Origin of the sequence: Burkholderia sp. E168m23 (genome assembly GCF_016586125.1) — a bacterium.
GTDB classification, from domain to species: domain Bacteria; phylum Pseudomonadota; class Gammaproteobacteria; order Burkholderiales; family Burkholderiaceae; genus Burkholderia; species Burkholderia orbicola.
In genome coordinates, this window is record NZ_BCPP01000084.1 from 1 (window position 1) to 12,447 (window position 12,447).

At 67.3% G+C, this 12,447-nt stretch carries 12 protein-coding genes; 4 read left to right on the forward strand and 8 right to left on the reverse strand.

What is annotated here, in order from left to right; translation table 11 throughout:
* Window positions 1-14: 14 nt before the first annotated feature.
* From JMF90_RS07105 to JMF90_RS07120, 4 genes are all read right to left on the reverse strand, one after another.
* The gene (locus tag JMF90_RS07105) at window positions 15-1,004 is read right to left on the reverse strand and encodes a beta-ketoacyl-ACP synthase III (RefSeq protein ID WP_006476506.1); all 990 of its coding nucleotides are present in this window, start codon (window positions 1,002-1,004) and stop codon (window positions 15-17) included.
* Entirely contained in the window at window positions 1,005-2,111 is a 1,107-nt protein-coding gene (gene plsX, locus JMF90_RS07110) for a phosphate acyltransferase PlsX (protein ID WP_006476507.1), read from the reverse strand.
* 129 nt (window positions 2,112-2,240) lie between these two features.
* Window positions 2,241-2,420 (reverse strand): 50S ribosomal protein L32, encoded by a 180-nt coding sequence (gene rpmF, locus JMF90_RS07115; protein ID WP_006051932.1) that lies wholly within the window; start codon window positions 2,418-2,420, stop codon window positions 2,241-2,243.
* 98 nt (window positions 2,421-2,518) lie between these two features.
* Window positions 2,519-3,154 carry a DUF177 domain-containing protein gene (locus JMF90_RS07120; RefSeq protein ID WP_027805411.1) on the reverse strand — a complete coding sequence of 212 codons (636 nt, stop codon included), beginning with the start codon at window positions 3,152-3,154 and terminating at the stop codon, window positions 2,519-2,521.
* Between the two features lie 230 nt (window positions 3,155-3,384).
* Between JMF90_RS07120 and JMF90_RS07125 the strand changes: the two genes are divergently transcribed.
* On the forward strand, window positions 3,385-4,017 hold the full coding sequence (locus JMF90_RS07125; RefSeq protein WP_077177985.1) for a Maf-like protein: 633 nt from the start codon (window positions 3,385-3,387) through the stop codon (window positions 4,015-4,017).
* Entirely contained in the window at window positions 4,014-4,736 is a 723-nt protein-coding gene (locus JMF90_RS07130; protein WP_011544932.1) for an SAM-dependent methyltransferase, read from the forward strand. The genes JMF90_RS07125 and JMF90_RS07130 overlap by 4 nt, the downstream gene beginning before the upstream one ends.
* Window positions 4,737-4,829: 93 nt before the next feature.
* Here the strand turns inward: JMF90_RS07130 and JMF90_RS07135 are convergent, their stop codons facing one another.
* The 4 genes from JMF90_RS07135 to JMF90_RS07150 are packed head-to-tail and all read right to left on the reverse strand — an operon-like array spanning window position 4,830 to window position 7,902.
* Window positions 4,830-5,822, reverse strand: coding sequence for a S49 family peptidase (locus JMF90_RS07135; protein WP_006476511.1), 993 nt, complete (start codon window positions 5,820-5,822; stop codon window positions 4,830-4,832).
* Between the two features lie 12 nt (window positions 5,823-5,834).
* Window positions 5,835-6,236 carry a Rieske 2Fe-2S domain-containing protein gene (locus JMF90_RS07140; RefSeq protein ID WP_077177986.1) on the reverse strand — a complete coding sequence of 134 codons (402 nt, stop codon included), beginning with the start codon at window positions 6,234-6,236 and terminating at the stop codon, window positions 5,835-5,837.
* Complete coding sequence (locus JMF90_RS07145) at window positions 6,233-6,892, reverse strand: HAD-IA family hydrolase (protein WP_077177987.1); 660 nt, start codon at window positions 6,890-6,892, stop codon at window positions 6,233-6,235. Before JMF90_RS07145 ends, JMF90_RS07140 begins: the two co-directional genes overlap by 4 nt.
* 5 nt (window positions 6,893-6,897) lie before the next feature.
* Window positions 6,898-7,902, reverse strand: a complete 1,005-nt coding sequence (locus tag JMF90_RS07150) for an RluA family pseudouridine synthase (RefSeq protein ID WP_011544930.1) — start codon at window positions 7,900-7,902, stop codon at window positions 6,898-6,900.
* Between the two features lie 720 nt (window positions 7,903-8,622).
* Here JMF90_RS07150 and JMF90_RS07155 point away from each other — a divergent pair.
* Together JMF90_RS07155 and JMF90_RS07160 are read left to right on the forward strand one after the other, a co-directional pair.
* The gene (locus tag JMF90_RS07155) at window positions 8,623-11,766 is read left to right on the forward strand and encodes an Rne/Rng family ribonuclease (RefSeq protein WP_201316780.1); all 3,144 of its coding nucleotides are present in this window, start codon (window positions 8,623-8,625) and stop codon (window positions 11,764-11,766) included.
* Between the two features lie 131 nt (window positions 11,767-11,897).
* Window positions 11,898-12,447: radical SAM protein (locus JMF90_RS07160; RefSeq protein WP_201325006.1), on the forward strand; the 550-nt coding region annotated here is incomplete at its 3' end.

Genomic DNA, 12,447 nt, shown 5'->3' on the forward strand with positions numbered 1-12,447 from the left:
ATGCGCGCCGCGGATCAGAAGCGGAAGACCGACGCGCCCCAGGTGAAGCCGCCGCCGACGCCTTCGATCAGCACGTGCTGGCCACGCTGGATGCGGCCGTCGCGCACCGCGGCGTCGAGCGCCAGCGGGATCGACGCGGCCGACGTGTTGCCGTGCTGGTCGACCGTCACGACCATGCGCTCCTGCGGCAGGCCGAGCTTGCGGCAGGTGCTGGTCATGATGCGGATGTTGGCCTGGTGCGGAATCAGCCAGTCGATTTGCTCGGGCGCGAGATTCGCCTTCGCGAGCGCCTCGATCGCGACCTTTTCGAGCACGTTGACCGCGAGCTTGAATACGGCCTGCCCGTCCATGTGCAGGAACGCGCTGCCGTCGATCACGCCGCGATTGACGTTGCCCGGCGTGCACAGGATGTTCGAGTAGCTGCCGTCCGCGTGCAGCGCGCTGCCGAGCACGCCCGGCTCTTCCGACGCGGACAGGATCACCGCGCCCGCGCCGTCGCCGAACAGCACGCAGGTCGTGCGGTCCTTGAAGTCGAGAATGCGCGAGAACGTCTCCGCACCGACGATCAGCGCGGTGCGGTGCTGGCCGCTGCGGATGAAGCTGTCGGCCGTCGCCATCGCGTATGCGAAGCCCGAACACACGGCCTGCACGTCGAATGCCGCGCCGCCGTTCTTGATGCCGAGCTTGTTCTGCAGCAGGCACGCGGTGCTCGGGAACACGAAATCGGGGGTCGAAGTCGCGACGATGATCAGGTCGATCGACTGCGGATCGACACCGGCCGCTTCGATCGCACGACGCGACGCCTCGAGCGCGAGATCGCTCGTCGTGACGTCCGGTGCGGCGAAATGGCGCGCATGGATGCCCGTGCGCGCCACGATCCATTCATCGCTCGTCTCGATGCCTTCCTTCGCAAGACGATCGGTCAGCTGCTGGTTCGTGACGCGGTCGGGCGGCAGGTAGCTGCCCGTGCCGAGCACGCGGGAATAGAGAGTCGATTGGGCCATTTATGCTTTAGAGGATTGCGCAGCGGAAGGTTCGGCGTGATGGCCTGCGGCCGGGCTTGCCTGGCCCGCGCCGCCCGCGTCGTGTTCGCCGTCGCCGAGCGACACTGAATTATCCGCCATCGCGCGCGCGAGGCGCTCCAGCACCCCGTTTTTGACGGCATCATACCCGCGTTTGATCGCCCACTCAAACGCGTAGGCGTCGGCCGAACCGTGGCTCTTGATCACGAGGCTCTTCAGCCCCAGCAGCGCCGCGCCGTTGTACTGGCGGTGGTCGACGCGCTTCTTGAAACGCATCAGCACGGGCAGCGCGAGCAGCGCCATCAGCTTCGACATCAGCGAACGGCCGAACTCCTCGCGAATGATGTCCGACAGCATCTGCGCGAGCCCTTCCGACGTCTTCAGCGCGACGTTGCCGACGAAGCCGTCGCACACGATGACATCGACGGTGCCCTTGTAGATGTCGTTGCCTTCCACGTTGCCGCGGAAATTGAGCGTGCTGGCGCGCAGCAGCTCGCCTGCGCGCTTGATCGTCTCGTTGCCCTTGATGACCTCTTCGCCGATGTTCAGCAGGCCGATCGTCGGGCGCTCCTTGCCCTCGAGCGCGGCCACGAGCGCGTGCCCCATCTCCGCGAACTGCAGCAGGTGCTGCGGCTCGCAGTCGACGTTCGCGCCGAGGTCCAGCATCATCGTGTAGCCGGTCGGGTTCGGCAGCGCGAACGCGATCGCGGGCCGCTCGATGCCGGGTAGCGTCTTGAGTACGTAACGGGAAACCGCCATCAGCGCGCCGGTATTGCCGGCGGAGATGCAGGCCTGCGCCGCGCCCTCCTTGACGTGGTTGAGCGCGACGCGCATCGAAGAATCCTTCTTCTTGCGCAGCGCCACTTCGACAGGATCGTCCATCGCCACGACTTCGGTGGCGGGCACGATGGTCAACGCGGGATCGTCGAGGGCTTTCAGCTTCTTCAGTTGAGCGCGAATCGCGCTTTCGATGCCGACGAGCATCAGGTGCGCATCGGGATGCGCGCGGACGAACTTGACTGCCGCGGGAACGGTCACGGACGGGCCGTGGTCGCCTCCCATGCAATCGATTGTGAGCTTTACGGTCATGGAATGCGACGAATTTCAGGCACAAAAAAGCGGCAGTTGAATGCCGCCTTTTTGTTGAGCCAGGAAAGTGTCAAGCGAACCAGTTGTCACGCGAACGGCGAGCGTAGCGCGCAACGCGTGACTTGACGCTTAGTCGTTCTTCGTCTTGACGACTTTCTTGCCGCGATAGTAGCCGTTCGGGCTGACGTGGTGACGCAGGTGCACTTCACCCGTGCTCGGCTCGACTGCCAGCGGCGCTGCCGTCAGGAAATCGTGCGAACGATGCATGCCGCGCTTCGACGGCGACTTCTTGTTTTGCTGGACTGCCATGACTAACTCCTAAATAATTTTCCGGATTCTAACACAGCCCGATCCGGCGCTTAACTACCCTGGCCCAAAGCCCTTACGCCTTCCCGCGCCACAACTGCTTAGTGTTTCTTGGTGCCGTCACCGTCCTTCTTCAACGCTTGCAGCGCTGCGAACGGATTCGGCCGTTTGCCTTCGTCCCCGGCTTCGTCGGACTCCTCGTCCTCCTCTTCCGCGGGACCGCTCGCACCCGACACGAGGCTTTCGTGAACTGCCGGGCAAACCTCGTGCTTGGGCACGAGCGGCAACGAAAGCAGCAATTCCTCTTCGATCAAGTCGACGAGATCGAACTGGCGTGAGCCCACGATCACATCGGCTTCATCGTCGTCGAGCGGAAATTCTTCAGCTTCTTCTTCGGTCGCGACGACGCGGTACGTCATGTCGACGTCGAACGTCTGGTCGTACGGCGTCATGCAGCGCTGGCACGTGAGCCACGCATGGCCATGCACCGCGAGGCGCAGATACGGCTGCTGCCCGTCGGCGCCGTCGTCCTGCAACTCCTTCTGCGTGAACCCTTCCGCCTGCCACGTGAAGACCGTGTCGCGATCTGGCGCGTCCGTCGGCACTTCGTTTAACATGCGCGGCAGTTGCGAGAGGTGTACCGCGCCAGCTGCCTGCCGCCCGCTGCGGGCGAACTCGAACAGGTCGACCGCGTGCGGATCGAGCGCCGCCGCAGGTTTGCCAGAAGAAGTGTTCATGTGCGCTCCTGCCTACAGGCTGACTTGCGGGATCCGGCTTGGCACCGCTCGCGTACGGCTCATCGAGGATGACGTACTTTACTTCCGAAGACCCGGCAGGCGCCACCACAACGGATGCCTGCCGACGAAAAGCGGGAAAGCATACCTGTTTTACCTTTTGCGGTCAATCACTTAAGCTTGCGTCCGCGCAACGCCGCGCCCCACCTGACGACTCACCGATCCAACCGACCATGCCGGATACCGTTTGCCGCCCGCCGCGGCTGATTCTTGCCTCCAGTTCCCGTTACCGCCGGGCGCTCCTCGAGCGCCTCGGCGTACCGTTCGACGTCGTGTCGCCCGACCTCGACGAAACCCCGCTGGCCGGCGAAACGCCGGCCGCGACCGCACTGCGCCTCGCCGGCGCGAAGGCGCGCGCCGTGGCCGCGACGATCGACGCGCCGGACGGCGTGCTCGTGATCGGGTCGGACCAGGTCGCGACCTTCGACGGCCACCAGATCGGCAAGCCCGGCACGCACGAGCGCGCGCTCGCGCAACTCGTGTCGATGCAGGGCCGCGAAGTCGAATTCCACAGCGCGCTCTGCCTGTACGACAGCCGCACCGACGACGCGCAGCTTGAGGACATCGTCACGCACGTGCGCTTCCGCTCGCTGCCCGAGGCCGAGCTCGACGCGTACCTGCGCGCGGAAACGCCGTACGACGTGGCCGGCAGCGCGAAGTCCGAAGGGCTCGGCATCGCCCTGCTCGACGCGATCGACTCGGACGACCCGACCGCGCTCGTCGGCCTGCCGCTGATCGCCCTCACGCGGATGCTGCGCGCCGCCGACTACCCGCTGTTTGCAACCACCCGTGGAGACCGCGCATGACCGCCGGCACGCTTTATCTCGTCCCGAACACGCTCGGCGAAGGCGACGAATCGATGCTCGCCGCCGTGCTGCCCGCCGCCGTGCAGGCGCGCGCCGGTACGCTCGGCTACTACATCGGCGAGAACGCGAAAACGACGCGCGCGTTTCTGAAGAAGATCGGTACGACGCGCCCGATCCAGGAAATCGAGATCAGCGAGCTGAACGTCAATACGCCGGCCGGCGCCATCGACCGGCTGCTCGCGCCCGTGCTGGCCGGCGCGGACGCCGGCCTCGTGTCGGAGGCCGGCTGCCCGGCCGTCGCCGATCCTGGCGCGCTGCTGGTACGCCGCGCGCACGAGCGTGGCGTGAAGGTCGTGCCGCTCGTCGGGCCGAGTTCGATCCTGCTCGCGCTGATGGCGTCGGGCCTGAACGGCCAGAGCTTCGCGTTCAACGGCTATCTGCCGGTCGATGCGGCCGCGCGCGCGAAACGCCTGCGCGAACTCGAGCAACTGTCGCGCAAGGCGCGCCAGACGCAGATCTTCATCGAAACGCCGTACCGGAATCACGCAATGCTCGACACGCTGGTCGCGACCTGCGCGCCGTCGACGCAAATCTGCGTCGCGGCCGATCTGACCCTCGCGACCGAGACGATCGCGAGCCGCACTGTGGCGGACTGGAAAAAGGCGCCTGCACCGAATCTGCACAAGCGCCCCGCGATCTTCCTGCTGCTCGCGAACTGATGCCGAGAACGGCGATCAGTTAATTGAAAGGCGGGCCATCGCGGCCCGCCGATTGTCGCCGGTCGCCGGCCGTCAGCCGTCAGCCGTCAGCCGTCAACGCAGGCTGACCGACGCGCCGCCGGCCGTCAGCGCCTTCATCGCGGCGCCCCCGACGGCCGCGCCGAACTTGCGCGCGACGCGATTCGTCAGGCTTTCCTTCACCGTATAGTCGACCAGATCCGGCGCCTTCAGCACGTCGCGCGCGACCGTGTCGGTCGTGCCGTAGCCGTCGGCGAGCCCGAGCTCGACGCTCTTCTCGCCGGTCCAGAACAGGCCCGAGAACATGTCGGGCGTCTCGTGCAGCCGCTTGCCGCGGCCATCCTTCACGGCCTTGATGAACTGCGCATGCACCTGGTCGAGCAGCGCCTGCGCGTGCGCGTCCATCTTCGGCGTTTCCGGCGAGAACGGATCGTAGAAGCCCTTGTTTTCGCCCGACGTATGCAGGCGCCGCTCGACCCCGAGCTTGCCCATCAGCCCGGTGAAGCCGAATCCGTCCATCAGCACGCCGATCGACCCGACGATGCTCGCCTTGTCGACGAAGATCTTGTCGGCCGCGGACGCGATGTAATAGCCGCCCGACGCACACATGTCGGTCACGACGACGTACAGCGGCTTGTCCGGATACTTGCCGCGCAACCGCCGGATCTCGTCGTAGACCATGCCGGCCTGCACCGGGCTGCCGCCCGGGCTGTTGATCCGCAGCACCACGCCGACCGTGCCGTCGTCGTCGAACGCGGCGTCGAGCGCCGTGTTGATGTCGTCGGCGTTCGCGTTGACGCCCGCCGCGATCTCGCCGTCGATCGTCACGAGCGCCGTATGCCGCCCGCTCGACGAGAACTTCGAATCGCTGGAGAAATCGATCAGCGCGAACGCGAGCAGCACGAACACGCCGAGAAACGCGAAGCGGAAGAAGATCTTCCAGCGCCGCGCGGCACGCTGCTCCTTGACGGCCGCGAGCGCGATCCGCTCGAGCGCCGCGCGCTCCCAGCTCGGTTCACGGCTGTCGGGACGGGAAGAGGAATCCGGGGAATTCGGTTGGTCGGCCATGCAGTGATGTCGTCAGTCGGTCGTGGCGGGAGTGGCGGGATGCAGATCGGCATCGGGTACCCAGAATACCGCACGGCCGTCGGGCGTGTCGCGCTCGTCGACCTCGACCGGCCGCAGGCGGCCGCCGCGACACGGGCCGCCGACGCACTTGCCGGTATCCGGCGCGTAGATCGCACCGTGCGTCGCGCACATCAGATAAAGGCCCGACGACTCGAAGAACTGCCCTTCGGCCCAGTCGAGCTCCATCGGCACATGCGCGCAGCGGTTCAGGTAGCCGTAGGCGCGGCCGTCGTAGCGCACGAAGAACACGACGGCCTGCTCGCCGCGCAGTGTCGCGTCCACCCGCACGCCGGCACCGCCGTCGGTCAGTGCGGCCGATGCGCACACGTGCACGGCGTCCGGCGCCGCGCTCATGCGTGCTCCCGCAGCCAGGCGGCCAGCGCGCCGACGTCCGGCGCGACGAAGCGCGGCGTGAGCGCCGCCAGCGCATCGGCCGGGTGCGCGCCGTACGCGACGCCGACGCCGGCCGCGCCGGCGCTGGCGGCCATCTGCAGGTCGTGCGTGGTGTCGCCGATCATCACGGTGCGCGCCAGATCTTGCCCCAATTCCCGCGACAACTCGTGCAGCATCGCCGGATGCGGCTTCGAGAACGTCTCGTCCGCGCAGCGCGTCGCGTCGAACCAGCTCGTCAGCTTCGACTGGTCGAGCACGCGGTTCAGCCCGACCCGCCCCTTGCCGGTCGCGACGGCGAGCAGGTAGCCCGTATCGCGCAGCTCGGCGAGCAGTTCGCGCACACCGGCGAACAGCTCGATGCGCTGGTCGTCGAGCAGATAGTGATAGCGGTAGCGCTCGGCCAGCCGCGCGTAGTCGGACGGATCGAGGGTCGGCGCCGTGATCTGCAGCGCATCACGCAGGCCGAGGCCGATTACGTAACGGGAAGCCTCGTCGGACGGCGTGGGCAGGCCGAGATCGCGGCATGCCGCCTGGATGCTGTGCGCGATGTGCGCAGTCGAATCCATCAGCGTGCCGTCCCAGTCGAAGACGATCAGGTCAAATTGCTGTCGAGCCATGCGGTTCAGGCGGTATCGCGCAATGCGCTGAGTTGATCGAGAAAGCGCCGGCATTCGGCCGGCAGCGGCGCATCGAACTGCAGCGCCTCGCCGGTCAGCGGGTGCGCGAGCTTGAGGCGGTGCGCATGCAGGAACATCCGTTTGAGCGACGGCTGCGCATTCGCGCGCGCCAGCGCCTTGTTCAATGCGAAATCGCCGTACTTGGCGTCGCCGGCGATCGGCAGGCCGAGATGCGCGAGGTGCACCCGGATCTGATGGGTCCGACCCGTTTTGAGTTCCGCTTCGACGAGCACGTAGTCCGGCCAGCGGTCGACGAGATTGAACACCGTATGCGACGCCAGCCCGTCGTCCTGCACGCGCACGCGGCGCTCCCCTTCCGGGGTCGAATACTTGAACAGCGGCGCCTTCACCGCGCGGCGCCGGCCCCAGTCGGGCTGCCATTCGCCGTGCGCGCACGCGAAGTAGCGCTTGTCCATCCGGTTCTCGCGGATCTGCTCGTGCAGGCCCACGAGCGCCGTGCGCTTCTTCGCGAGCATCAGGATCCCGGACGTCTCGCGGTCGAGCCGGTGCACCAGTTCGAGGAATTTCGCGCGCGGGCGCGCCTGCCGCATCTGCTCGATCACGCCGAACGCGACGCCGCTGCCGCCATGGACCGCGACCCCGGCCGGCTTGTCGATGACGAGCATCGCATCGTCCTCGTACAGCACGTCGAAATTCGCGGGCGGCACGACCGGCGTGTCGGCGCGCGCGAGGTCGGCCGCCGCCACGCGCACCGGCGGCACGCGAACGAGGTCGCCCAGTTCGAGCCGGTACTGCGCGTCGATCCGGCCCTTGTTGACCCGCACTTCGCCGCTGCGCAGGATCCGGTAAATATGGCTTTTCGGCACGCCTTTACAGACGCGCAACAGAAAATTGTCGATGCGCTGACCGGCCGAGTTTTCGTCGATCTCGATCATCGATACCTGGCCGCTTGCGACCGAATTCTGGGATATTTTGCCTAACTCATTCATACTGAATATAATTTTGCCCAGCCTGACGTTGTGGGTGGCCTGTTCGGCCGGCCCCGGCTGAATCGGGCAAGGCGCAAGCGCAAACTGCTATTTTACTTGCGCCGGGGGTCCGCTGCTCACCCCTAATCAAAGAGAAGCAGCAAGTTGCACGCACGGCGCCGCCCGTCGGCAAGGATCGCGCCCACAGGCGGATTCGGTCGGCAAGGCGCCGCGGTAACGGAAAGTTGGTTGAAAAGAATTTGATCGGCAGCCCGACGGCGCGAAGTGCGTCCGCAGGCTGCCGGTTGCGAAAATTACGGCGTTGCGCCCGATTTGGCCCCGCGAAGCGTGCGGGGCTTGGCGACGTCAAACCAGGGAAGTACACCCCAAGCGGGAAAGTCGGGCTGGATTCGATACTCCCCGCTGCGGCCCAAGCCGCAGCATCTGCCGCCCGTCGGCGCGCGCGACGCATTGCGCGCGCCCGTGGCAATGCCCGGACAGGCTTAGCGCGCTTTTGCAGCGTGCGGTGTGTGAACGCCGTGCTTTGAAGCCGTATTCGCAGGTGCCCTATGGCCGCCGGCCCCGTCTTTCGGGCCCAAGCGCCTCTTCAGGCAATTCTCCCCGCCAGCTTTCCCGCTCCAGCGTGCTCGTGACAACACAACAAGGTGCGGCCTGCCGTCGTTCCCGCCCTCGCGCCTGACAACCGCGAGGCGCCGGCAGCGGAGCCGCCTGGAGTCGTTCATGAAACGCATGCTGTTCAATGCGACGCAGCAGGAGGAGCTGCGCGTCGCCATCGTCGATGGGCAAAAGCTCATCGACATCGACATCGAAACCGCCGGGCGCGAACAGCGCAAAGGCAATATCTACAAAGGGGTCATCACCCGTATCGAGCCGTCGCTCGAAGCGTGCTTCGTCAACTACGGCGAAGACCGCCACGGCTTCCTGCCGTTCAAGGAAGTCGCCCGCCAGTACTTCAAGGAAGGCATCGACATGCGCTCCGCGCGCATCCAGGATGCCCTGCGCGAAGGCCAGGAGCTGATCGTCCAGGTCGAGAAGGAAGAGCGTGGCAACAAGGGCGCCGCCCTCACCACCTTCATCTCGCTCGCCGGCCGCTACCTCGTGCTGATGCCGAACAATCCGCGCGGCGGCGGCGTGTCGCGCCGGATCGAAGGCGACGAGCGCCAGGAACTGCGCGAAACGATGGCGCAGCTGCAGATTCCGGACGGCATGAGCATGATCGCCCGTACCGCGGGCATCGGCCGCAGCGCCGAGGAACTGCAGTGGGACCTGAACTACCTGCTGCAACTGTGGCGCGCAATCGAGGCCGCCTCGCAAAGCGGCAATTCCGGCCAGCCGATGCTGATCTATCTGGAATCGAGCCTCGTGATCCGCGCGATCCGGGACTATTTCCAGCCGGATATCGGCGAAATCCTGATCGACACGAACGAAATCCACGATCAGGCCCGCGCGTTCATGGACATCGTGATGCCGGACAACGTCGCGAAGGTGAAGCGCTACCACGACGACGTGCCGCTGTTCTCCCGCTTCCAGATCGAGCACCAGATCGAAACCGCGTACTCGCGTACGGTCCCGCTGCCGTCCGGCGGCGCGATCGTGATCGACCACACCGAAGCGCTCGTCGCGATCGACGTGAACTCGGCACGCGCGACCAAGGGCGCGGACATCGAGGAAACGGCCACCCGCACGAACCTCGAAGCGGCGGACGAAGTCGCCCGCCAGTTGCGCCTGCGCGACCTCGGCGGCCTGATCGTGATCGATTTCATCGACATGGAATCGGCGAAGAGCCAGCGTGAAGTCGAGCAACGCCTGAAGGACGCGCTCAAGCACGACCGTGCGCGCGTGCAGATGGGCAAGATCTCCCGCTTCGGCCTGATGGAGCTGTCGCGCCAGCGCCTGCGTCCGGCGCTGTCGGAAGGCAGCCACGTGACGTGCCCGCGCTGCAACGGCACCGGCCACATCCGCGATACCGAATCGTCCGCGCTGCAGGTCCTGCGGATCATTCAGGAAGAAGCGATGAAGGAAAACACCGCGGCGATCCACTGCCAGGTGCCGGTCGAGGTGACCGCCTTCCTGCTGAACGAAAAGCGTCAGGAAATCAACAAGATCGAGTCGCGCTTCAAGGTCGGCATCGTGCTGATCCCGAACAAGCACCTCGACACGCCGCACTACAAGCTCGAGCGCCTGCGTCACGACGACGCGCGCCTCGACGATCCGCGCGCGTCCTGGAAGATGGCCGAGGAAGCAGCCCGCGAACTCGAGTCGGAAACCGGCTACAGCAAGCGTGCCGCCGAAGTGAAGCCGAAGCAGGAAGCCGCGGTCAAGGGCATCACGCCCGAGCGTCCGGCACCGAGCGCGGCGCCGCAGCGTCCGGTCGAGCCCGTTGCCGCCCCCGCCCCTGCGCCCGTCGCAGCGGCAAGCGGCGGTTTCATCGGCTGGCTGAAGGGCCTGTTCGGCGTGTCGCCGGCACCGGCGCCCGCACCGGTTGCTCCGGCACCGGCGAAGGAGCAGGCAGCCCGTCCGGCTCGCGAACGCACCGAAAAGACCGAGCAACGCGGCGGCGATCGCAACCGCAACCGTCGCGGCGGCGCCCAGCAGGCGCAAGGCGGCCGCGACCAGGCAGCAGCAGGCCGTGGTCAGCCGCAACGCCAGGAACGCGAAGGCAAGGAAGTGCGCGAACCGCGTGAAGGCCGTGAGCCGCGCGAGGGCCGTGAGCTGCGTGAAGGTCGCGAGGGCCGCGAGGGCCGCGAAGGTCGCGAGAACCGTGAGGGTCGCGAAGGTCGCGAGGGCCGTGGTCCGCGCGAAGGTCGCGAGCCGCGTGAAGGCCGTGAGCCGCGCGAGCGTGCCGAACAGCCGGAAGGCGGCGACGCAGCCGGCCGTGGCGAGCGCCAGGAACGCGGCGAGCGTCGCGAGCGCGGCGAACGCCGCAAGCCGACCCAGCATGCAGCCACGCTCGAGACCGTCACCCGCGGTGAAAACCATCCGGAACCGGAAACCGACAAGGCTGCTGCAGAAGCCCTGCCCGGCGCGGAACTGGCTGCCGATGCGGAAGCCGGCGCACGTGACGGCGAAGAACGTCGCCGTCGCCGTCGCGGCCGCCGCGGCGGTCGTCGCGAGCGCGAGGAAGACGGCGCAGTCGACCAGGCCGAGCAAGGCATCGAAGTCGAAGGTGAAGTCGCGGCGCAAGCCGTGACGCCGGCCGCACCGGTCGCAGCCGAACCGGCCCATACGGCCGCACCGGCAGTCGTCGCGGCCGTGGCCAGCGCGGTCGCCGTCGAAGCCGTCGTCGAGCAGCATGCCGCACCGGCCGCTGTCGAAGCGCAGCCGGCACCGGCACGCGTCGAGACGGCTCCGGCCGCCCCGGTCGAGCCCGCCGTCGCCGTCCAGGCAGCAGAACTGGCACCGGTCGCACCGGTGATCGCGGAAGCGGGCCCGGCTCCGGTCGCGGTGTCGCCGACCGACGCGTTCGAAGTGCCGGCAACCGCGCCGGCCGCTGTCGAGGCGCCGCAAGCCGCGCCGGCCGAGCAAGCTGCTCCGGCCGCCGTGGCGATCGAAACCGCTCCGGTGGTGGTCGAGCCGGTGGCAGTCGAACCGGCACCGGTCGAGCCCGCCCCGGTCGAAGTCGTCGCCGCACCGGCGCCGGCACCGGCTCCCGCCCAACCGGCAGCCGCGCCCGCTTCGGCGAGCCTGGATGTCGTGCTGGAGCAGGCCGGTCTCGTCTGGGTGAACACGGACGCCGACAAGTTCGCGGCCGCGCAGGAAGCCGCGTCGCGGCTCCCGCGCCCGGCCCGCGTGCCGCGCGAACGCAAGGTGCTGCCGCCGGCCGATACGGCCCCGATGCAGCAGGTCGAAACGACGCACCACTGAACGGCGCATCGCACGACCAGGAAAAGCCCGCCTCCGGCGGGCTTTTTCACGTCCGCGCTGCGGGTTTCCGCCCCCCGGCCCCGCCGGCCGGTTGCGGCTAAAATAGCGGTCTGGTTCGCACTTCTTCCAACATGTCCCGACGCATCATTCCTCTCGCCGACGTCAGCGGGATGCCGGACGTCTCCGGCGTCGCGCATGCCCCCGACGGCACACTGGCCGACACGTTCGCCAGGCCGCTGCGCGACCTGCGCATTTCGGTGACGGACCGCTGCAACTTCCGTTGCGTGTACTGCATGCCGCGCGCGGTATTCGACAAGGACTACCCGTTCCTGCCGCACAGCGCGCTGCTCACGCACGAAGAAATCGAACGCGTGGCGCGGCTCTTCGTCGCGCACGGCGTCGAGAAGATCCGCATCACAGGCGGTGAGCCGTTGCTGCGCAAGAACCTCGAATTCCTGATCGAGCGCCTCGCGCGCCTGACGACGCACGCCGGCCGCCCGCTCGACCTGACCCTGACGACCAACGGCTCGCTGCTCGCACGCAAGGCGCGAGCGCTGAAGGACGCCGGGCTCACGCGCGTCACGGTCAGTCTCGATGCGCTCGACGACGCGCTGTTCAAGCGCATGAACGATGCCGAGTTCGCGAGCGCCGACGTGCTCGACGGCATCTTCGCCGCGCAGG